General features: G+C 45.8%; 23 protein-coding genes. 18 read left to right on the top strand and 5 right to left on the bottom strand.

Annotated features, from left to right (window positions below):
• The first annotated feature begins 1 nt into the window (after position 1).
• Genes flgF through IQR33_RS25115 form a run of 8 tightly spaced genes read left to right on the top strand, consistent with a single transcriptional unit; the run spans position 2 to position 7,273 of the window.
• Positions 2-733 carry a flagellar basal-body rod protein FlgF gene (flgF, locus tag IQR33_RS25150; protein ID WP_005374009.1) on the top strand — a complete coding sequence of 244 codons (732 nt, stop codon included), beginning with the start codon at positions 2-4 and terminating at the stop codon, positions 731-733.
• A gap of 24 nt (positions 734-757) precedes the next feature.
• Complete coding sequence (gene flgG, locus IQR33_RS25145; RefSeq protein WP_005374008.1) at positions 758-1,543, top strand: flagellar basal-body rod protein FlgG; 786 nt, start codon at positions 758-760, stop codon at positions 1,541-1,543.
• Positions 1,544-1,575: 32 nt separating this feature from the next.
• On the top strand, positions 1,576-2,247 hold the full coding sequence (gene flgH / locus IQR33_RS25140; RefSeq protein ID WP_017635111.1) for a flagellar basal body L-ring protein FlgH: 672 nt from the start codon (positions 1,576-1,578) through the stop codon (positions 2,245-2,247).
• Positions 2,232-3,368, top strand: coding sequence for a flagellar basal body P-ring protein FlgI (locus IQR33_RS25135; RefSeq protein ID WP_086026720.1), 1,137 nt, complete (start codon positions 2,232-2,234; stop codon positions 3,366-3,368). Before flgH ends, IQR33_RS25135 begins: the two co-directional genes overlap by 16 nt.
• A 10-nt stretch (positions 3,369-3,378) precedes the next feature.
• Positions 3,379-3,927: a rod-binding protein gene (locus IQR33_RS25130; RefSeq protein WP_005374002.1), complete on the top strand. Its 549-nt coding sequence runs from the start codon at positions 3,379-3,381 to the stop codon at positions 3,925-3,927.
• A complete protein-coding gene (gene flgK / locus IQR33_RS25125) occupies positions 3,928-5,301 on the top strand; it encodes a flagellar hook-associated protein FlgK (protein WP_005374000.1) in 1,374 nt (457 codons plus the stop codon). It begins immediately after the preceding gene.
• 13 nt (positions 5,302-5,314) lie between these two features.
• The gene (gene flgL, locus IQR33_RS25120) at positions 5,315-6,214 is read left to right on the top strand and encodes a flagellar hook-associated protein FlgL (RefSeq protein ID WP_005373998.1); all 900 of its coding nucleotides are present in this window, start codon (positions 5,315-5,317) and stop codon (positions 6,212-6,214) included.
• A gap of 18 nt (positions 6,215-6,232) precedes the next feature.
• Positions 6,233-7,273, top strand: a complete 1,041-nt coding sequence (locus IQR33_RS25115; RefSeq protein WP_005373996.1) for a flagellin — start codon at positions 6,233-6,235, stop codon at positions 7,271-7,273.
• An 88-nt stretch (positions 7,274-7,361) separates the two neighbouring features.
• Here IQR33_RS25115 and IQR33_RS25110 read toward each other — a convergent pair whose 3' ends face one another.
• Positions 7,362-10,025 carry a DUF2339 domain-containing protein gene (locus IQR33_RS25110; RefSeq protein ID WP_416222593.1) on the bottom strand — a complete coding sequence of 888 codons (2,664 nt, stop codon included), beginning with the start codon at positions 10,023-10,025 and terminating at the stop codon, positions 7,362-7,364.
• A gap of 440 nt (positions 10,026-10,465) precedes the next feature.
• On the opposite strand from IQR33_RS25110, the gene IQR33_RS25105 reads away from it, so the two are divergent.
• The 4 genes from IQR33_RS25105 (at position 10,466) to IQR33_RS25090 (ending at position 14,631) form a co-directional block, all read left to right on the top strand.
• Complete coding sequence (locus tag IQR33_RS25105) at positions 10,466-12,265, top strand: cation:proton antiporter (RefSeq protein ID WP_104980407.1); 1,800 nt, start codon at positions 10,466-10,468, stop codon at positions 12,263-12,265.
• Positions 12,266-12,503: 238 nt separating this feature from the next.
• Positions 12,504-13,523: a type 2 isopentenyl-diphosphate Delta-isomerase gene (fni, locus tag IQR33_RS25100; RefSeq protein ID WP_025768016.1), complete on the top strand. Its 1,020-nt coding sequence runs from the start codon at positions 12,504-12,506 to the stop codon at positions 13,521-13,523.
• A 194-nt stretch (positions 13,524-13,717) separates the two neighbouring features.
• Positions 13,718-13,981, top strand: coding sequence for a DUF3012 domain-containing protein (locus tag IQR33_RS25095; RefSeq protein ID WP_005373992.1), 264 nt, complete (start codon positions 13,718-13,720; stop codon positions 13,979-13,981).
• Between the two features lie 251 nt (positions 13,982-14,232).
• The gene (locus IQR33_RS25090) at positions 14,233-14,631 is read left to right on the top strand and encodes a GFA family protein (protein ID WP_017635116.1); all 399 of its coding nucleotides are present in this window, start codon (positions 14,233-14,235) and stop codon (positions 14,629-14,631) included.
• Positions 14,632-14,724: 93 nt separating this feature from the next.
• On the opposite strand, the gene IQR33_RS25085 is transcribed toward IQR33_RS25090, so the two are convergent.
• Entirely contained in the window at positions 14,725-15,075 is a 351-nt protein-coding gene (locus IQR33_RS25085; protein ID WP_042523331.1) for a rhodanese-like domain-containing protein, read from the bottom strand.
• A gap of 267 nt (positions 15,076-15,342) precedes the next feature.
• Between IQR33_RS25085 and IQR33_RS25080 the strand changes: the two genes are divergently transcribed.
• The 3 genes from IQR33_RS25080 (at position 15,343) to IQR33_RS25070 (ending at position 17,580) form a co-directional block, all read left to right on the top strand.
• Positions 15,343-15,633, top strand: a complete 291-nt coding sequence (locus IQR33_RS25080) for a co-chaperone GroES (RefSeq protein WP_005373989.1) — start codon at positions 15,343-15,345, stop codon at positions 15,631-15,633.
• A gap of 33 nt (positions 15,634-15,666) precedes the next feature.
• Complete coding sequence (gene groL, locus IQR33_RS25075) at positions 15,667-17,265, top strand: chaperonin GroEL (RefSeq protein ID WP_005388702.1); 1,599 nt, start codon at positions 15,667-15,669, stop codon at positions 17,263-17,265.
• A 105-nt stretch (positions 17,266-17,370) separates the two neighbouring features.
• The gene (locus IQR33_RS25070) at positions 17,371-17,580 is read left to right on the top strand and encodes a hypothetical protein (RefSeq protein WP_005373984.1); all 210 of its coding nucleotides are present in this window, start codon (positions 17,371-17,373) and stop codon (positions 17,578-17,580) included.
• A gap of 131 nt (positions 17,581-17,711) precedes the next feature.
• On the opposite strand, the gene IQR33_RS25065 is transcribed toward IQR33_RS25070, so the two are convergent.
• A complete protein-coding gene (locus tag IQR33_RS25065) occupies positions 17,712-18,323 on the bottom strand; it encodes a LysE family translocator (RefSeq protein ID WP_005388704.1) in 612 nt (203 codons plus the stop codon).
• Between the two features lie 109 nt (positions 18,324-18,432).
• Here IQR33_RS25065 and IQR33_RS25060 point away from each other — a divergent pair, with 109 nt between their 5' ends.
• Both IQR33_RS25060 and IQR33_RS25055 read left to right on the top strand, forming a co-directional pair.
• Positions 18,433-19,323: a LysR family transcriptional regulator gene (locus tag IQR33_RS25060; RefSeq protein WP_005388706.1), complete on the top strand. Its 891-nt coding sequence runs from the start codon at positions 18,433-18,435 to the stop codon at positions 19,321-19,323.
• Positions 19,324-19,382: 59 nt separating this feature from the next.
• Positions 19,383-19,754, top strand: a complete 372-nt coding sequence (locus tag IQR33_RS25055) for a VOC family protein (RefSeq protein WP_053304622.1) — start codon at positions 19,383-19,385, stop codon at positions 19,752-19,754.
• Between the two features lie 98 nt (positions 19,755-19,852).
• Here the strand turns inward: IQR33_RS25055 and IQR33_RS25050 are convergent, their stop codons facing one another.
• Positions 19,853-20,074 carry a hypothetical protein gene (locus IQR33_RS25050; RefSeq protein ID WP_017635120.1) on the bottom strand — a complete coding sequence of 74 codons (222 nt, stop codon included), beginning with the start codon at positions 20,072-20,074 and terminating at the stop codon, positions 19,853-19,855.
• Positions 20,075-20,196: 122 nt separating this feature from the next.
• Here IQR33_RS25050 and IQR33_RS25045 point away from each other — a divergent pair, with 122 nt between their 5' ends.
• Positions 20,197-20,724: a TetR/AcrR family transcriptional regulator gene (locus IQR33_RS25045; RefSeq protein WP_005373975.1), complete on the top strand. Its 528-nt coding sequence runs from the start codon at positions 20,197-20,199 to the stop codon at positions 20,722-20,724.
• Between the two features lie 44 nt (positions 20,725-20,768).
• Here IQR33_RS25045 and IQR33_RS25040 read toward each other — a convergent pair whose 3' ends face one another.
• Positions 20,769-21,719 carry a helix-turn-helix domain-containing protein gene (locus IQR33_RS25040; RefSeq protein ID WP_104976286.1) on the bottom strand — a complete coding sequence of 317 codons (951 nt, stop codon included), beginning with the start codon at positions 21,717-21,719 and terminating at the stop codon, positions 20,769-20,771.
• Positions 21,720-21,836: the final 117 nt, after the last annotated feature.

Genomic DNA, 21,836 nt, shown 5'->3' with positions numbered 1-21,836 from the left:
CATGGATAGTTTGTTATTTACGGCAACGTCGGGTGCCAGCCGAGTTCTTAAAGCGCAGCACGTTCGTTCAAACAACTTATCAAATGCTGATACTGCGGGTTTTCGAGCGGATATGGAGCGTGTGCGTAGTGTAGAGATGCAAGGCCCAGGTTTTGATGGTCGCACTATGGTTGTGACCAACTCTGCCTCAACACGTTTCGACGCTGGCGATATTGTGAAAACAGGACGTCCGTTGGACGTTGCGGTTATGGGGGAGGGATATCTCTCTGTAGAAACCCCAGCGGGTAACGAAGCTTACACCCGTGCAGGCAATATTCAGGTCGATACTTTTGGCGCTCTAACAATCAATGGGTTCCCTGTCCTCGGTGACAATGGTCCTTTGGTTGTGCCGGATTATCAAAAGATTGAAATCAGCGAGCGTGGTCAAGTCTCAGTGATCCCACCAGGTGGCGGCGCAGAAATTGTGGCAGGCACTTTGAAGTTGGTTAAACCGGAAATTAATCAACTGCAAAAAGAGAGCGATAGCTTGCTGCACAGCGTAGATGGCGTGCCATTCGCGGCAGATGAAACCGTGCAACTCTCTCCTGAGCACATTGAGGGCAGTAACGTATCTGCTATTGATGAATTGGTTAGTGTGATGTCGCTGACGCGCAACTTTGAAATGCAAGTTCGCATGATGAAAACGGCGGAAACTCTAGCAAAAGCTGGTAACAAATTAATGGCGGCGAGCTAAGTCTCGCCCCGCAAGGAGTAAAAAATGCATTCAGCATTATGGGTAAGTAAGACAGGCATGGCAGCGCAAGACACGAAGATGACTGCCATTTCTAACAACCTAGCAAACGTAAACACGGTTGGCTTTAAGCGTGACCGAGTCGTATTTGAAGATCTTTTCTACAGCATTCAGCGTCAACCAGGCGCACAAGTAGACCAAGTTAACGAACTACCAAGTGGTATTCAGCTAGGTAGCGGTGTTCGCGTTGTTGGCACACAAAAAGTGTTCACGCAAGGTAATACCCAAAACACAACGCAAGAGTTGGATCTTGCTGTAATGGGTCAGGGTTTCTTCCAAATAGAAAACTCGGACGGACAGATCATGTATACACGTAATGGTCAGTTCCATCGAAACTCAGAAGGCTTAATGGTGAACAGTCAGGGCCTGCCTTTAGAGCCTCAAATCCAGATCCCAGACAATGCGGTCTCTTTCTCTGTGGGTGTTGATGGCACAGTGACTACAACAACAGCAGACGATCCAACACCTCAGCAGCTTGGTCAAATTACACTTGCAAAATTCATCAATCCAGCCGGCTTAGAGGCCATGGGTGGCAACTTATTCCGTGAAACGGAAGCCAGCGGTCCAGCTGATGAGCTGATTGCAGGAGCTGATGGCGCCGGCATTATCAAGCAAGGTGCACTGGAAGGGTCAAACGTACAAGTAGTAGAAGAGATGGTCGACATGATCACCACTCAACGTGCGTATGAGATGAATGCGAAAGTGGTCTCTGCTGCAGATGACATGCTGAAGTTTGTTTCGCAATCAATGTAAGTATGAAATTGGTGATGATGAAGGAAAAAGCAATGAAATGGCTTTCTAAGAGTTGGGCAGTAGCCGCCGTGTTGCTGGTGGGATGTGCTGGCCGTCAGGAATTTATTCCGCCTGAGCCGAATGCTGAGGAATATGCACCACCAACGCTCGATTACACGCTGCCGGAAACCCAATCTGGTAGCCTTTATCGTCACCAATACACGATGACTCTGTTCCAGGATCGTCGTGCTTACCGAGTTGGCGATGTATTAACGGTTCAATTATCAGAAGAAACCTCATCGAGTAAAAATGCGGGTACTAAGTTCGGTAAAAGTTCAGCAATTAACTTTGTGGCGCCGACCATAGGCACGAAAACTATCGATGAGTTAGGGGTTAGCGTGGATGGCAAACGTAACTTCGATGGCAGTGCATCAAGTTCACAAGGCAACAAGCTTCAAGGTGCCATTACGGTAACGGTACACGAAGTATTACCTAATGGCGTATTGCGTATCAGCGGTGAAAAATGGCTTCGTCTGAATCAAGGCGACGAGTTTATTCGTCTAACCGGTATCGTCCGTGTGGATGATATTAACCGCAGTAACCAAGTTTCTTCTCAACGAATTGCTGATGCAAGAATTACCTACGCAGGTCGCGGAGCGCTAGCTGACAGCAACGCAGCCGGGTGGCTAACTCAGTTCTTCAACAGCCCATGGGTACCTTTCTAATGAAGACAATGCAATCTTTCTTTATGTCTCTCCTATTGGTGTTGACCTTGGGACTACCAGGCACTTCACGTGCTGAAGCGGAAATTCCGATCATGGACTTGGTCGATGTTCGCGGCATTCGAGAAAACCAACTGGTTGGTTATGGTTTGGTAGTTGGCTTAGCCGGCCAAGGTGACCGAAACCAAGTGAAATTTACCTCTCAATCTATTACCAACATGCTACGTCAGTTTGGGGTTCAAATTGATGACAGTATGAACCCTAAGCTACGAAATGTGGCTTCTGTGAGTGTGACAGCGTCCGTTGATCCAATGGCAGGCCCAGGACAAACGTTGGATGTGGTTGTGTCTTCAATCGGTGATGCAAAGAGCCTTCGTGGTGGTACGTTATTGCTAACGCCTTTACGTGGTATTGATGGCGAAGTGTACGCGATTGCGCAAGGCAACGTGGTTGTGGGGGGCTTATCTGCAGAGGGGCGAAGTGGCTCCAAAGTAGAAGTGAACACACCAACGGCGGGTCGCGTTCCGAATGGTGCGACTTTAGAGAGAGAAATCAAAACCGATTTCAACCAACGTGATGAAATCACCCTAAACCTGCGCAAGCCTAGCTTCACTACAGCAAAAAATATTGCGCGTGAAATTAACAACACTTTTGGACCTAACGTTGCAGTTGCGATCAATAAAGCGCGCATTGATATGCGTGCACCAAAAGATACACAGCAGCGTGTCGTCATGATGTCGATGCTTGAAGAAATGAGCGTCGTTGAAGGCCGTAAACCTGCTCGTATTGTCTTTAACTCTCGCACTGGCACCGTGGTGATCGGTAAGAGTGTCAAAGTGAGTGAAGCAGCAGTAAGTCACGGTAACTTAACCGTGCGAATTTCTGAATCACAACAAGTTAGTCAGCCTAATGCGTTTGCAAATGGCGATACGAAAGTCGTTAACCAAACGGATCTTGATGTGAATGAAGATCTCGCTCAGATGGTGATTTGGCCTCCAGGCACGGAACTTAACACCATAGTTAATGCGGTAAATAGTTTAGGTGCCACGCCTACAGACTTGATGTCTATCCTGCAAGCTTTGAGTGAAGCGGGTGCATTGAACGCTGAATTGGTCGTGATATAAGGAGTTAAGGATGAAGCTAGACAGTACCAATGAACAAACTCAGTTAAATTCGATGCTTTATCACGACAATAGTGCATTGGCTAACATCAAGCATAGTCGTGATCAAGAAGGCGCACTTGAAGTCGTCGCAGGTCAATTTGAGGCAATGTTCCTACAAATGGTGTTACGCCAAATGCGCAGCAGTAGTGATGCTCTTGCTGATAAAGACAGCCCGTTTGCCAGTCAGCAACAAGGGGTATTCCGTGATATGTATGACGGTCAGCTGGCGATGGAACTAGCAAAGAAACAGAGCTCAGGCATTGCCAATATGCTCATCCAGCAGCTGAGCCCGTCTATGCGTGAGGTTGCTTTCGATGCTGCGCGCAACATCTCATCCGCTAACGATGGTAAAGCTTCGAATTCTGAATCTATCTCACAAGTAGATTCTAAAGAGGTGGAGAAGAATTCAAGCCTATTTAATACCGCTTCTCAAGCCGTCGCCTCTGTTAAACAGGTATTCGGTGAGGCCGGTATGACTACCGCGTTTTCTCAGCCGTTGATCAGAAAAATGGAGCTGTAAATGAACCTAGTTAATATTGCCCTTTCAGGTTTAGGCGCGAACCGTGTGGCCCTAGACGTAACCGCGCAAAACGTGGCAAACGTGAATACCGTGGGTTACAGTCGTCAACAAGCGTTGATGGCATCTGTCGATGATGGTAAAGCCAATCGCTTAAGTCCAGGTTTAGGGGTAGAAGTCACTAGCATTCGCCGCGTTACTGATCAATTTCTGATTAAGCAAACGTGGTCGACTAACAGTATGGCGGCATACGCATCTGGATACACCAGTAACATGAGTCAGCTGGAGAATACGCTTGGTGCCGATGGTTTCAGTATATCGGCTGGCTTGGACTCGCTAAACGCTGCGCTTAACGATGCGACCGTTAAGCCGGAATCCATACCTTACCGCCAGCAGATCATTAACGAATCTGAAGCTTTGGCCCGCCGTTTTAATACGCTTACCGAGTCTTTATACAATCAACATAAAGACATGAGCGACCAACGTAATGCAGCGCTTAACCACGCGAATAGCCTTATGGAAAATATCGCGAAGGTGAACAAGCAACTGGTAGAGATGCAAGGTACAGGTGGTAACCCATCACAGTTAATGGATGAACGAGATAGGTTAATCGGTGAGTTATCTCAAACCATTGAAATCAAAACAACACAGCAGCATGACGGCAGTGTTCAGGTCACACTAACCTCTGGTCAACCGCTTGTGATGGGTACGGACCATGGCAAACTGGAAGCCATTCCTGACCCGAGTGATCCTTACTTGGCGGACTTACACGTCACGTTCTCGAATCAAAGTTTTGCGATTGGTGACTCGCTTGGTGGCAAATTAGGTGCGATTAATGACTATCAAACCGAAGTGTTGAAACCAAACCAATTGGCTCTGAATGACATGGCGAAAGCTCTCGCGGATGAATACAACGCCGTGCTTGCGACTGGCAAAGACTTAAATGGCAACCCAGGTAAACCTTTGTTCAGCTATGACCCAGCAAACCCTGCAGCCAGTTTGGATATTACCAAGCTAACTCCAGATGAGCTTGCGTTCTCAAGTGATGGAACACCTGGTAACGCAGATGCGTTGCAATCATTGATCGAGTTAAGCAACAAGCCAGTGGCGGTATCAGGTTACGGCTCAGTAAGCTTGAACGATGCCTTTAGTTCAATGGTGGGTCAAACCGCAATTAAAGCACGCCAAGCTAATGCTGATTATCAAGCGAAGTTAGCCATGAACAAGCAAGCGCACGCAGCTCGCGATAATGTTAGTTCCGTAAACAGCGATGAAGAAGCGGCTAACCTAATGATGTTTGCTAATGCGCACAATGCCAACATGAAAGTGATCAGCACAGCAAATCAACTGCTCGATTCTATTCTGCAGTTATTCTAAGAGGAAAGTTTAGATGCGAATTAGTGACAATCAATTTAGTCAAATGATGTTGCACAGCTTGCAGAGCAATAGCGCGGGATTAGGCGAAGCTCTGCAACAGATGTCTACTGGCAAGCGCTTAACCAAGCTGTCTGACGATCCAATGGCTTCGATCAAGTTGCTTAACTTAGACCGAGAAACCAGTGCGATTGCTCAGTACAAAAACAACATTGAAAACGTAAAAACGACGCTATCGAGTCAAGAAACCCATTTAGATTCGATCAAAGAAAGCTTAAAAAGCATGCGAGACATCGCGCTTTGGGGTGCGAACGGCTCTCTTACTGACGAAAGTCGTGGCGGTATGATTACAGAGCTTAAGAGTTACCGTGACTCTATTGAGTCGTCTTTTAACGCGCAGGATGAAGAAGGGCACTACCTTTTCTCTGGTACTAAAACGGATACTGCGGCTGTAAGTAAAGCGAGCGGCAGCTACGTAATTGAAGGTAATAGTGACAAGCGCGTAGTAACAATTGCTAAAGGTGTCACGATGGATTCCAATATGACTGCAAAAGAAATATTGGACCTTGGGGGAGGCCATAACGTGCTTAACCAAATTGATGCGCTGATCAAAGAGTTTGAGAGCCCTACCGCCAACTTCAGAGCTGAAGTTGAGGCGAGTATCAGCGCTATCGACGATACTTTTTCAAACGTACTAGGGACCATGACTGAGATTGGTGGTCGACACAACAACTTAGATCTTGTTGGTGGCGCGCACAGTGAAAACAAGCTGTTCGTTGACAAGGTATCTGGAGACCTCTCTGCTCTGGACTATGGTGAAGCGTCGGTACGATTGAGTAATTACATGGCCGCTTTGCAAGCAACGCAAGCAAGCTATGTGAAGATCGATGGTTTGTCGCTGTTTGACCGTTTATAAGGTTAGGAAGTTCTTTTTATGGTAATGAGTACAGTAGAGGTTAGACCCCATAGCATACGCTTAGGTGGACAAGAACAAGCCTCTATCATGCCGACCCGTTCTGCAGACTCAAGTACGGCAATTAAACCGCGTCCGGCGCAAATTCAGGCTGACACTGCGTCAGCCTACTCTGTATCTGGTATTCAGCTTACGCAGGGTCAGCAGCAAGCCACGGCGGTTCAGATCGCGTCCAAATCGCTGCAGGTGATTGGCAAAGAGCTCACGCAAATTAAACGTGGTTTGACGCAAGCTATTAATCAAGGCGTACAAAATGTTCCTGGTTTGCAGGATACATTGGTTCGTTCTAAAGCCACCATCCAAAAAGTCGTTGAGCAAGCACGTTTCGATGGCCAGAAAGTCCTAAATAACGAACTGCACTTAAAACTGGATAAAGCGGACATTCGTCGCTTTTCTATTCCAGGTTTGAATGTTCATCGCTTAAGCGACAAGGCCGAGCAAATCCGTTTGGATTTTCCTCAAGGTCAAGCGGTGATGATTCAGTTTGATGGACAATCAGACGGTGAGCGAACGGTCAAAATGCTGGATCGCAGCTTGATTGCGTTAGGAATGCGAGCCTCATTAGCCGATGATGGCAGCATTTTATTTGAAGCCAGAGACAACGCTTATCAACAAATGCAGCAAAAGGTGATGGTAACGGGGGAAGGGCACCGATTCCCTGCGGGACAGCCTAACGTTTTGAACTTAAAGTCTGAGCCAGATGGTATTGCGGAGCTCGGGTTTGATCTAGGCTCACGCGACGGCATCAAGCAGACGATTGCCAAAGTAAATCAGCATCTGAAACAAGTTCAAACGAGTTTGCAAGAAGCGAAAGCTTTTCATGGTGAACTGAATACTCAAATGCGTTCTATCCAAACCAAAACCGCACAGCTTTCAGTCAATGAGGTGAATGCAAAACTGGATGGATTCATGCAAAAGTCTGGCGAGTTTACTTCGACTTTTCAGGCATTGAATGCGCAAGCAAACGTGCGTCGTCATACCGTGGTCGCTTTACTGAAGTAACGAACACTCCAATGATTCCCTGCTTTACACTGTTATCGTCCCCCAATAACGAAAACAGCGCACTGTCGGGAATCTCTCTTCGACTCGTCTAGGGCTCGAGTGCTTTTGCCACCGAACGATTCAATTTCTGGAATAGCCATCCAAGTGCTATCAAAGACGCACCTAAGCCTAAGAAGCTTATCGCTCGCCAGAACCCATCCAGAGAGCTCACATCCCATAAGAATACTTTCAGTGCGACACAGGCAAGGACCACTAGACCGACACGCTGCATCATCAGCCCCTGTTGGGTCACGCCGCGCCAAGTCAGCAATCCACCTACGAGCAAGCCAGCCACTGAATAACTGAACAACTCTGCCATGCTGGTTGGCTGATACAGCATCATCGATGTGGTTTGCCAGAATTGACGGATAGACATCCCCAACCAAATGGCTGCAAGTAAAAAGCCTAGACTAGCAATCGCAAATCGATGAACTTGCAACGTATTCCAGCGTTTAAAGGCTGCGATAAGCAGGATGCAAGCTGGTAACAGCCAGCCGATACTCAGCATGTTAAAGATGGGAAGTGCTTGTGCCGAGACGTTATCAGTCACCAACGGCGATTCTGCCGTATTAAGCAAAATAATCAATATAGCGAACGCGCACCAAAGCAAGTAACTATAGATTTCGTAGATACGGCTTAAGCGTTGCGCAAATTGGCTGCGGTAGCTGTATACCAAACCCATAACTAATGCTTGATTGGCAAAGACTGCCGCACTTGTGAAGTCGATGTGCCCCAAGTAACCATATTGCCCCGTTAACCAGTAGTTAGTTTGGGTGAACAATGCCATTAAGAATACATGTAAAAACGCCCCTTCAAACCAGTTGGTCAGTTCTCGGTCCACTTGTTTTAGTGTTGAACGAGCATAAGACAAGATGAAGAGAGAAGGCAGATAACTCACCAGAACCCAAGCCCAATGCCCAGCTTCTACCGGTTGCCATTCGGGGATGAAAGGTAGCAGCGTGAGTCGGATAACCAGTATTCCCATTGCCACTTTAATCGCCCAACTCGCAGGTCGAAATAACCCGAATTGAGCCTGTAAGGCCATTATCGCAACTTGTATTGAGATTGCTGTTGTTAACCAAGTATCACTCAACCAAACAAAAGCGATACCTACGATTAAAGCATGCATAACGGCAGAGCATTCTAATGCCAACGAACGTGCACGCTGACCAAGCACAGCATAGTAAGTGGCCATCAATGCGCAGAATGCAGTCCAATACCACAGGTAGCCTTGCATAAATTCGTCAATATAAAACAACGTAATTAAGCTCATCGCGGGAGCCAGTACCAGCAGAAGCAGCCCACTGAGTTGCGAACGGTCACTAAGTGATTGGCAATATGTTCGATAGCAGATCAGCGCAATACTCACCGCCAATGCGAATAGGATGCTAGCTTCTCGCTCTAACATATACAGCGCATCAAAAGCGATGGTAAGAACAATCAGCGCGGTTGCCGAGACGAGAATGGATGGCAAAAATACACGTAATGACCAGCCTGTACGAAGTGCTGGTAGCCAGATGATCGCAACAAGCAGCGTATAACAGTACGCCATTTGTAGAGCGTTCAGCTCCGGCATTCTGGTGACGGCAGAAAAGGTCAATAAAGTAGTTGCGAGAGCGGTAGCGGTCGGCGAGTTTGTCCACTTGCTTTGATAGTGACGAAAGCGAGGATTGAGCATCCAACCCATTCTCGGAACCGCGAAAATGAGATACAAAGTGATGGAGAGATAAATCGCGAGCCACGAGAACAACCGTTCTGTTGGTACACTCTCAATCAACAGCAACATCCAAATGACATGTGGAATCGCGATACTTGGCGTAATCCATGCCCTACGCACTTTTTGCATCAATAAGGTCGCCGCAAACGAAATCGCGCAGATGTATCCGGCTAACAAAAAGTAGTTGGGTTCACTACCTCCAATCCACAGTGGTGCTGTGTAGCCACCAATTAAGCCAAGCACGGCCATTAACGGCCCTTGTTGCAATGATAATGCTAAACTGAAAAATGCCGCTGAAGCCAAAATGATCAACGAGATACTTGGCGTTAGCATTTGATAAACCACAAAGGCAAAAATGACGGTGCAGTAAATGCCCGTTAATCCCGTACCGGTAACGGCAGCAGGAACATACGTAAAGCCTTGGGCTCGTGCTGCCCGCTGCGGATTCTGTTGTTCTTTACGGTGAAACCACTCGCCAACAAGCACCATAAGTAATGAGATCACAAAGGCAAAGGACACTCGCATAAATGGCGAAAACTGGATGTGACTACCAATCACCTGTACGAGATAACCTCCACCGATCAGCATGGCCAATGCGCCTACCCAAACCAACCAATTTTCTTGGATGTTGCTAAGCAGGCTCTGAACTTTACTCTGAAGGAATGACTCATTTTCTTGACTAAAAACATCCAGTTGCACTTCTCTTATCTGGGCGTACCCTTGATTCGCAGCGCTCTGGTCCAAGTCTAGGTTGGCAGCTGGATCATGTTCCCCAGAGGATGAGACATTTTTCTGTTGTGATTCTATGTGAGGTGACGTCGCTACAGATGGTGTGTCTTTTTCGATGCTGGATTGTTGGTGCACTTGTGGGCTTGAGCCCCCATGGACACTGGCTCGTAGTGATGTGACTTCCTCACGAAGTTTGGTTAGTTCTTTTTCTAAAAGTGCAGCTCGGTTGGCGGCTTTCACTCCGATGAGGATGGCGAGACACGCCATGAACAGTGCTAGTATTACGTACAATCCATTTCTCCTTGCGTACGTCGCGTGACCCACGATTCTTAACTTTGAGCACTTACGCTAAAGCTTAGTTCATGCTCTATGCCTTAGCCTCATATAGTGCTAGGTTCCGCGCTTTCTTTAGAAATCATTCTACATAATGAAACTCAATGCGTAATGATGAATTCGACAAAGTCGCACACTTGTGTGCCACTTTAAGACCTGATGAACAAAAATGAGTCGTTAAGTCATTGGGGGTCAACTATATTCATAGTTCTGATGCGATCGCCAAATGACTTCAAACATGTGCGTTTCGTAGCGATGTCATCGAAGGTCAGTCGTTTGATTTGCACGTTCGGTAGTTTCTATCTGACCGTAAGGCTGAATGTATTCGGGTATAGCGCATTCACGCGAAAAAAGACAAAAACAGGTAATTATTGATGCAAGTGGGTAATGAAGCGCTGGTGCTGTCAGCGGTTGGGGTTATTGGTTTAGGTTGCCAATGGTTAGCTTGGCGATTGCGTTTGCCAGCGATTTTATTTTTGTTGTTGGCAGGGCTGATCGTCGGGCCATTTATGCAGTGGTTAAATCCTGATGAGATATTAGGTAATTTGCTCTTTCCGTTGGTCTCTTTGGCGGTGGCAGTGATTTTATTTGAAGGCAGTTTGACCTTAAATTTTAAAGAAATTCGTGGCGTGAGTGGTTCGGTATGGAGCATTGTTTCCATCGGGGCGATCATTTCGTGGGCGGCGACCAGTATCGCAACACACTATTTCCTCGGCTTTACTTGGGAGCTTGCCATGTTGTTCGGCAGCTTAACCGTAGTAACAGGGCCGACGGTCATCGTGCCACTTCTACGAACCGTAAGACCTAACAGTACGCTTGCTAACATTTTGCGATGGGAAGGGATTTTGATTGACCCGCTCGGTGCGCTTTTTGTTGTGATGGTTTACGAGTTTATCGTATCTCACAGCGCGATAAATAGCGTCGAAGTGTTTGGGACGATCATTGCTGTCGGCGTCATGCTAGGTGCGGCCTCAGGCTATGCAGTTGCGACGATCATGCGTCGCTCTTGGCTACCGGAATATTTGCAGCCATTTGCGGTTTTGATGGTGGTTCTAGGTGTATTTTCGGTCTCTAACCACATTGAGTCTGAAGCTGGGTTACTAACCGTCACCGTAATGGGTATGTGGCTCGCAAACGCTAAAGACATCAATATTCAGCAAATTCTGCACTTTAAAGAGCATTTAACCATTTTACTGATCACCGGATTGTTCATCTTCCTTGCGGCTCGAATCAGTCTGGATGATTTTGCTGCGCTAGGTAGCGGTGCGTTATTGTTGTTTGTATTTATGCAGTTAGTGTCGCGTCCGTTATCGATTTTTCTTTCAACCTTCCGCAGCAACTTGCGTCTCAAAGATAAGCTGTTTTTGTCTTGGGTTGCACCGCGCGGTATTGTTGCTGCTTCGATTTCGTCTCTTTTCGCGATCAAATTGAACGAATACGGCATTGATGAAGCGATTTTACTGGTCCCTATGACCTTCATGGTGATTATAGGAACGGTCGTGTTACAAAGTGCGACGGCACGTCCTATAGCGCTGACATTGGGCGTCGCAGAGCCAGCACCACGCGGCTTCTTGTTGATTGGTGCTAACCGAGTTGCAAGAGAAATAGGGCAGGCGCTAGCGCGTTATGACCGTCGCGTATTAATGACTGACTCAAACTGGGAGTACATCAGTCAGGTTCGTATGTTGGGATTGGATTACTATTACGGCAACCCTATTTCTAGTCACGCGGACGACAACTTGAACTTGATAGGAATAGGTCAAGTGGTTGCATTAACGCCCGATCAGCATTTCAACATTATGGCTTGCATGCAATTCGTCGACGAGTTTGGGGAAGATAAAGTTCACTGCTTACAAAAAGTGAAAACCAACGGCAATGGCAGCGAGAAGCACTCCGTGGCTCAGGAGTACCATGGTAAATTGCTGATGGGCGGCAATGTAAGCTATACCCAGCTAGCCAGTATGTTAAGTCGTGGTGCAGAGGTTAAACACACGAAATTGAGCGATAACTTCACGTATCAAGATTATTTAGCGCATCACAAAGGTAGTTCAGTTGTACCGCTGTTCCATGTAGAAGAAAAAGGAAAAATTCAATTCTGTGATGATCCCGAACAGTTTGAACCAACGACGACAAGCACTGTTGTGTCGCTAATTCTGTCGGACAGCGTAAAGTAAACTACAGAGCAATGTGATCCATTTGCATCATGGGTATCGTACGCTGATTATCTCAATTTGAAGAGAAACTTGCCGGCTTGTTGAAAACGGAAAGCGAGTTTCTTTTCTTATAATGTCAGGGGCAGTCGAGATTCATTACTCGTTTCGGAAAAGTAATCCGGCAAATTCACAAAATTCGCATTGACGTTACTGATAAGGATCGCAATACTGCGCGACTGTTTTACTTTAGGGTGACATTATGGCTCCGCAAACTAACCGAAAAGATTTACACCTAGATGCTGTTTTACATCATGATATGAGCATGAAGCATAAAACGGCGGGTTTTGAGTCTGTCGAGTTCGAACACTGTGCGCTGCCAGAATGTGACTTTCACGCGATCGATTTATCGACAGAGTTTCTTGGTCATCAATTAGCGCTACCATTTTTGATTAGCTCGATGACTGGCGGAGCAAAAGACGCAGAAACGATCAATTGTCGTTTGGCTGAAGCCGCAAGCGAATTAGGTATTGCCATGGGTGTGGGCTCGCAACGGATTAGCTTAGAAGAAAGTCAGCATTCGGGCTTGGGTAAAACCATTCGTGAGTTGGCGAAAGAAGTACCGTTGTATTCCAACCTTGGAGCCGCTCAATTGCTCGATAAAGGTAAACTCGATAATGCGCAACGTGCGGTTGAGGCGATTCAAGCAGATGCCTTGTTTGTGCACGTTAATCCAATGCAGGAAGCGTTTCAGAAAAATGGCGACCACAATTGGGTTGGTGTTTTCCAGGCAATTGAGATGCTTAAATCTCGCGTGAAGGTTCCTATCATTATCAAAGAAGTCGGTTTTGGTATTAGCGGACACGTTGCGCAGCGATTAATTGATGCTGGTGTGGATGCAATTGACGTTGCGGGCGCGGGTGGTACAAGCTGGAGTGCGGTTGAAGGGTATTGCCAAGACAATCCGAAAATGCAGCGTGCAGCCGAGCTTTTCCGCGATTGGGGTGTCCCTACAGCAACATGTTTGGCTCAAATCCGCGCACTGCATCCTACATTACCGTTGATCGCCTCGGGAGGTGTTCATAACGGACTTGAAGCGGCGAAAGCCATTCATTTGGGTGCTAATCTCATTGGGCAAGCTGGTGCGGTATTAAAAGCTGCGACGATCAGCACGCAGTCTGTCGTCGAACACTTTGAACAAATGGCATTAGAGCTGCGTTTAGCGTGCTTTGGTACTGGCTCTTCTAAGGTTGGTGAGCTAACGAAAGCGCGCTGCCTATAGCTTTTAGAATGGCGCGCTTTACACAGAGTCGCTCAATAATTTTTCGATGTCTTAACACGTAGACTGATAATTTCGTTATAGTTGATACAAAAGTCACTTCAGCTAGTGACGCCTTTATTCAGACACTTGAATGGGCACGTGTTGAAGAGATTGAGTTTAATTTTACTATTGTTTGCAACTGGAACCTTAAATTTATGAAAAAACTAGTCATGCTGATGTTGGCGGCTTCTGCTTTGACCGCTTGTAGTGATGAAGTGGGCACTGAAGGCTGGTGTAACGACATGCGCGATAAGCCAAAAACAGAATGGACAGCAGACAACGCGGTAGACTTTGCAAAGCATTGTGTTCTGCAAGATGGTGTCGGCAGCGAGCAATGGTGTGAAAACCTGAAAGATAAGCCGAAAGGTGACTGGACTGCAAACGAAGCGACCAGCTTTACTAAACACTGCATTTTTTAAGCACAGCGGAAAGCGCCTTTTCTGAGGCGACATTCTGTGAGGTAAACACCAAGCGTTATTGCTTGGTGTTTTTGTATCTAAAATAGCTCGATTTTTCACGTGTCAGCGCACCTCCCTCTGAATGGAAAGTTTTACATTTTCGTTTCATTTTTGAAAACCTGTATTGCCTGTCTTTAATTTTTCGTATTGCAATGGCATGGTGTCGAGATAGCCATCTAATTCAATTAGATTCATAACAAAAAGGAATTCAAATGGAAGTACTAAAAGGCTCATGTCTGTGCGGCAAGGTAAAGTTGGAAGTGGCAGATGAATTTAAGTACATGGGAAATTGCCATTGCTCTGAATGCCGCAAGTTCACAGGTTCTGACTATTCATCTGCCGGTGGTATTGCGTTGGATAAACTGCTTATTATCCAAGGGAAAGAAGATATTCAAACTTATCAGAAAAGCGAAAATACCATGCTATGCTTTTGTCGCCACTGCGGATCAAGTCTGTATTCGAAAAAGAACAATGGGATCGTCAATATTCGCCTTGGTATCTTGGATGACACATCTTCTCACAAGCCTGATTTCCATATTTTTGTCGCGTCGAAAGCGCCGTGGCTCGAGATATCGGATAACCTGACTCAATTTGATGCAGGGCCAAAGTAGAGTTGTTGTAGATAAGTATTTAGAAACAGAGCGCGTTACAATACGCTTGCGACACGCTCTGCGCTTTTACTTTGTATATTAGAACGGAGACGACTATCTGGCGTCTTGTAGTTCTTCTAAGCCACCTGCATTGTGCAGATTCGTAAAGCCTTGCGTTTGTAAGTATTGATACGCTTTGCCAGAGCGGTTACCACTGCGACAGTACAACACGATAGCTTGATCTTTATCGACGTCTTGAAAATGTTTATCAAGTTCAGATAAAGGGAAGTTGACGGCATTATCCAAATGCCCTTCAGAAAACTCTTGCGGCGTACGCACATCGACAATCATCGCGCCCTTGTCAATCAATTGCCACCCTTGTTCAGCGCGTTCAGAAGCCGACACGTTGGGGGAGAGGAAGCCAACGCACAACGTTGCAAGAAATAGAGATACGGCCTTTTTCATTGTTTGATTATCCTTTTTAAGAGTACGTAACCACTCTAGATTTGATTGAGCATATTTTCCATCATAAAGAGATGCTAAGTAGTTGTGAATGCGATAATTCGATAGAAAATTTTATTTAATTTAATAAAAAATTTTTATCAAATTCACCTCTTGAACTCTAATTTTTCGACCTTATTATTTTCATCGAAAGCGAGCTGTCGACTCGCAAATCCATCTTGATGTTTATTTTGTCTTTTATTTTTGGTTCCAAGTAGGAGGCACTTAAAAATGAAAATTCGTCCTTTAAATGACAAGCTAATTGTTGAAAGACAAGAGGTGGAAAATAAATCTGAAGGGGGAATCGTTTTAACTTCTCAGTCGGTGAAAAAATCAAACCGCGGGAAAGTCATTGCTGTTGGTTTAGGTAAACGTCTTGAAAATGGCGAACGCGCTGCGATGGAAGTCAAAGTGGGCGACCAAATCATTTTCAATGACGGTTACGGCGTGAAAACCGAGAAAATTGACGGCGCAGAATACTTAATTCTGTCCGAATCTGATGTGTTAGCAATCGTTGAGTAATTATTTTTGTAGTAGTTTTTTGAGGAGATAACCATGGCTGCAAAAGACGTATTATTTGCTAATGACGCACGTCAAAAAATGCTGAAAGGTGTGAACTTACTGGCGGACGCAGTAAAAGTGACACTAGGCCCGAAAGGCCGCAACGTTGTGCTTGATAAATCTTACGGCGCGCCAACCATCACCAAAGATGGCGTGTCTGTAGCGAAAGAAATCGAACTGAAAGATAAGTTCGAAAACATGGGCGCACAAATGGTGAAACAAGTGGCGTCCAAAGCGAATGATGAAGCGGGTGACGGTACAACGACGGCTACCGTACTGGCGCAATCTTTCATCAATGAAGGTCTTAAAGCGGTAGCCTCTGGCATGAACCCAATGGACCTAAAACGTGGTATCGACAAAGCCACTGAAGCGGCGGTTGAGAAACTACGTGAAATGTCTAAGCCATGCAGTGACAAAGAATCCATCACCCAAGTGGGTAGCATTTCTGCAAACAGCGATCGCGCGATCGGTGAAATCATTGCAGAAGCGATGGAAAAAGTGGGTCGCAATGGCGTGATTACGGTGGAAGAGGGCCAAGGTCTAAACAACGAACTGTCTGTGGTTGAAGGTATGCAATTTGACCGCGGTTACTTGTCGCCATACTTCATCACTAACCAAGAAAATGGCAGCGTCGAGCTAGACAACCCTTACATCCTATTGGTGGACAAAAAAGTCAGCAGCATCCGCGAGCTATTGCCTGTACTAGAAGAAGTGGCGAAATCTTCTCGCTCGCTATTGATCATTGCTGAAGACATCGAAGGTGAAGCGCTAGCGACATTGGTTGTGAACAACATGCGCGGCATCGTGCGTGCGACCGCGGTGAAAGCGCCTGGCTTTGGTGACAACCGTAAAGCGATGATGGAAGACATTGCGGTACTAACTGCTGGTACGGTCATCTCTGAAGAAATCGGCCTAGAGCTCGAAAAAGCAACGTTAGAGCAACTAGGTAGTGCGAAGAAAGTTACCATCACCAAAGACACAACAACCATTGTGGGTGGTGCAGCAGAAGCAAGCGCGATTGCTGATCGTGTGGCTTCGATTGAAAAACAAATCGAAACAACCACTTCTCAATACGACAAAGATAAGCTTCAACAACGTGTTGCGAAGCTTTCTGGCGGCGTAGCGGTGATCAAGATCGGCGCTGCAACCGAAGTTGAGATGAAAGAGAAGAAAGACCGCGTGGACGATGCGCTACACGCTACCCGCGCAGCGGTTGAAGAAGGTATTGTTGCTGGTGGTGGTGTTGCCCTAACTAAGATCGCGAAAGAATTGGCGGATCTAAAAGGCGACAATGATGACCAAAACGTGGGTATCCGAGTTGCGCTACGTGCAATGGAAGAGCCTCTTCGTCAAATCGCAACTAACGCAGGTGACGAAGCTTCTGTTGTGGCGAACGCTGTTAAAGCGGGTGATGCCGATTACGGTTACAACGCTGCAACAGGTGAATACGGCAACATGATCGAAATGGGCATCTTGGACCCTGCGAAAGTAACACGTTCAGCGCTTCAATTCGCAGCGTCTGTTGCTGGCTTGATGATCACCACTGAAGCGATGATCACCAACCACGTTGAAGACAAAGAACTTGATATCTAACGTCATCAATCGTTAGTGATTAAGTAAGCGTTAAAATAACAATAATATTGCAAAACCTAAGCGGGCTCGCTTGAGCCCGCTAATCAGTCATTTGAGGTAAGTGTTATGACCCGTTTACCTGCGTTTTCTTTCTCAATATCTGAGCCGGGCGGTAATGAAGCTTCGTCAACGTGGCCGACTGCTATTCACTTCCCCCTCGTTCCAGCTGGGCCAGAGTTTTCAATCGAAAATGCTCTGCCTAAACGTCCGACAGTGACGATATTCACTATCGATCTGTCTCAGTTATTTAAAGGGGACGCTCGGGTCATCCATTAACTGTATCGAAACAGCCAGCGCACGTTGGCTGTTTTTTTCTAATTTAAAGTATTGATAATGTTGATTTTTATTTGATTGCTGCCACTTGTTCAATGATCAATTTGAACTGGGGTAATCGGACCGCAAGCGTACTACACCTTTAAGCCCAGCATTGCGCCGAAAATGATCAATCCCGCCCCACATGCTTGATTGAGTCGATGCTTAATCTTCAACAAGAAAGCTTGTAGCTGGGGTGACGTGAATAAAACAGCAACGATAGAAAACCAAATACCATGCAGCGCAATCATATAAATCCCGTAGAACAAGGCGATGTGTTGCTGACTAGAGTCGGGAGAAATCACTTGGCTAAAAATACTCAGAAAAAACAGCATCGTCTTGGGATTGAGTAAATTACACAGAAATCCCTGCATGAAAAATCGCCACATTGAATACTCGCTCTGTTGAACGGTTTCTGAGTTTGATGCAGGTTGCGAGGAGAATATTCCTTTAATCCCAAGGTAGACAAGATAAGCGGCCCCAAGATAGCGCACGAGATTAAACAACCATTCATTTTGTGAAATTAAGTAACTGATCCCCAGCATGGAGTAAGCGATGTGGATGCTGATCGCCATGCTGATACCAATCGCACTGTACACGCCTGCTTTTCGTCCTTGATTTAAGCTATTTCTTAATACCAAAACAAAGTCTGCGCCAGGGCTAATAACAATAAGCACACCTAATAACGCAAGAGTTACAAATTCCATATCGATTTCCTGTTTGAATGATGAAGTCTGGGATGTAGCGGAATTGTAGGCGTCTTTATTACTGACTATAATCGAAAAATATTCCCATATTGGTGAGAAAAACTCACAGATGCGTCACCTGAAATCTTTTTATGTATTCCACGTTGCGGCGAGCTCTTCAAGCTACACTGAAGCGGCTGACAAACTGAACATTACCCACGGAGCCGTGAGTAAGCAGATCAAGCAACTTGAGCAATATCTGTCTCAACCTTTGTTCTTCAAAGAGGGCAGGAAAGTCGTGTTGACGGCAGAAGGCGAATTACTCAAGACATACACAGAAACGGCATTCCAAACGCTAGAAACAGGCGTGAATACGCTTATTCAAGAGAAGCATCAGCATCTTGAAGTGTCTTGTGAACCGACATTAACCATGCGCTGGTTGATGCCAAGGTTGGCCGCGTTTAATGATGAACACCGTGCTGATGTTCGTTTGTCGACGGCTGGTGGCCCGGTAACATTAGGATCAACTGGGCTTTCGATGGCGATTCGTCGAGACGATTTTGCGCAGCATCACGATTACGACAAAACCATTCTTGTGGAAGAGTGGGTGGGGCCGGTATTTTCTCCTGAGTATTGGCAATCCATTAAAGACAATTTGAAAGCAGCTCGATTGTTGAATAGCCAAACCAGACCGAATGCTTGGGCGGATTGGCAGCAATCAACACGTTGTGAAACTTTCAACGGCAACACTCAGCAATCATTCGCGCATTTTTATTTTTGCATACAAGCCGCAGTGGATGGCTTAGGCGTCGCAATGGGATCGTATCCTTTTGTCATGGACGATATTAAGCGTGGTAATTTGGTCGCACCATTTGGGTTTTCTCCATCAAGTTGCAATTACGTTTTATTGAGTCAAGATAAAAAGCGTACAGAACTCGAACATAAATTTATCACGTGGTTACAAACGCAAATGGCAGAGTGTGTGCCACTGTCATCACAGCAGATTACGCAAGGCGAATAGAAGGCATAGAGCGAGATTACGTCAGTCAGTTTTATGGAAAAAGGCTTAGGAAATTGGAAATGGAAAACCTCAATATTGTTGAAATCAAATCATTTGTTCCGGCGAAAGATTACGCGCTATCAAAACGCTTTTATGAGGCGATTGGCTTTGAAATGGCGTCGGACTTCGGTGATGTAGCATACTTCTCTCAAGGTAGCTGCGCGTTTCTTTTACAGAATTTTTATGAGCCAGAACACGGCAATAACTTCATGATGCACTTGCTCGTAGAAGACGCAGAAAGTTGGCATCAGCACTTATCCAAAGTGGGTCATGAGGAATTTGGTTCGCGTTTGACAGAGCTAGTCGAGCAACCTTGGGGCATACGCGAATGTTGTTTGTTTGACCCTAGTGGCGTTTTATGGCGAATTGGCCAGAACATGAATACTGACTAAAGCCAGTCTTATTTTCACCGCATCTACGCGCAGGTATTGAGATCTCGATATCTGCGCGTTTTCTTTTTTACTTAGCCTTGCCAACGTTTGTAGCGCACTCACGCCTTTTTCGAGGTGGTGTGCGATGGGCTAACGCCAAAAAACTCCTCAAGCAGCATGGCTTTGAGTTCCGCTCTGACTTCTGCGCCACCGATTAACGCCAAAAGTGCGAGTCCTCCTGGAATAAGGATGACCATTAATATCGGTCTTAAAATATACGAAAAGCAGAAGATGGTCGGGAAGAAAATCAATCCTTGGCCTAGTTTGTTTAATACGTACATGAGCGATTCCTTTTGTTTTTATATAAAATGAGCATGATCAATTTTATAAATGAGCGCGCTCAATTTGTCAATCTCAACCACGCAAGGTATGATCCTTTCAGGCTCATTAAGCAGACACATCAATGACGAAGCGACAACAAACCAGAGATAAAATTCTAAAAGCCGCATGGGCATCTTTTGCTCAAAATGGCTATGACATGACGACCACAAGGCAGATAGCGAGAGAAGCAGGAGTAGCCGATGGCACAGTGTTTAGCCATTTCCCGACTAAACTGTCGATTTTGCGCGAAGGGATGCTGGCGCAACTGCAACAGATCAGCCAAGAAACGCTAGTCAGTGTGGAAGGTAAAACCGATATCGACATTGGTTTGGCGCTGACGGAGAAATACTATCGCTACTATTTTGCGAACGTTGAGCTGAGCCGAGCTTTGTTGAAAGAAGTGATTTGGGATTTGGATTATTATCAGTCGTTTAACCAAGCTTTGTTTCAATCTGTAAACGGAAGCTCCGTCCTTGAGGGAAAAATACCGCTGATTTTTGACTGCTATTTTATGACGTTAATCTCGCACTTGAGCCGTGCAGAACCGGATGTTGAAGCGGCACTTGAAGAGCTTCATGCTAAGTTTCAGCAAATCATTGCGACTGCATAACATGGCCCCAACGCAGGATCTGAAAGAATATACTGCCTGTCATCTTATTTGCTGGACTCCCATTTTCTCGTTTCAGTTGGTGTCTCACCAAATAGCCGCTTGTAGCTTTGACTGAACTGCCCGAGATGGAAAAAACCAAAGTCAAAAGCGATTTCTGCAATTGTTCGATTATCTTCAGGGCTTTGTAGCACTCTACGTACTTGATTCAGGCGCATTCGATGTATGAACTGCTTTGGGGAAGTATTACAGCAATGTTCAAAGGTGTACTGTAGTGTGCGACGACTGACGTGTACTGCATCACACAGTTCACTGACGGTTATCGGTGTACGGTAGTCTAGATCCTGTAGCTGTTGTTTTATACGGTGCATCACGTGTTGACGATGAGAGATTGATATCGGATGGCTCGTGTGCAGTGAACTGAGTGAGAACAGCTCCAGCACAATATCTTTTAAGATTGCTTGATGTGTGGTTTCAGACCATCTTGGTTCGGCGGAACCAAGTAACATGCCTAAGTAGTATTTAAGTTGTTGAATGTGTTTTTCCGTCAAACCCGTTAAGTGTAATGTGTTGTTTTGGATACTCCCAAGCTCAAGTTGATTTTCTATGATGTGAACGAAGTTTTTGTCGAGCACTATTCCATAGATAGAAAACTGCTCCGGTGTCATTAACTCAAAATCAGCGCCACCTTGCCTAAGCAAAAGTTGGCTTGAATTAAACTGACTGTGATTTAGGTGTAGCGGCTTATTTTCCGCACTCAAACCCAACCAAATACCTCCCTCTTCAACCCTGCATTGCTGTCTTAGCGAGCGGTTACTGTCTTCACGAAATACATGGAAATTGGGAAATCGTCGTTCTCGAATTTGACCTAAAAATCGGCCATCGCTGAGTTGGTCATATTCCTGTTGCCAGTTTATCAGACTCGCAGCTTGTTGGTTTGCATCCTTAGTGTGATGGATGCACAGCATTGGTGCAGTTTGGGGCATTTGGTTACTCATCCTTGTGATGCTCATTCCTTTTTTGTGAGTCATGTTGGAGCAGTATTTACATAACTCATTGTTTATTATTGGCTTATAAATGTTGCCAGTTTTTGATAACGCTACGGAACACATTTG

Source organism: Vibrio sp. OPT46 (assembly GCF_015163535.1).
Taxonomy (GTDB): domain Bacteria; phylum Pseudomonadota; class Gammaproteobacteria; order Enterobacterales; family Vibrionaceae; genus Vibrio; species Vibrio alginolyticus.
The sequence above is the reverse complement of the archived record's forward strand: the minus strand, read 5'-3'. Positions and strand labels throughout refer to the sequence as shown.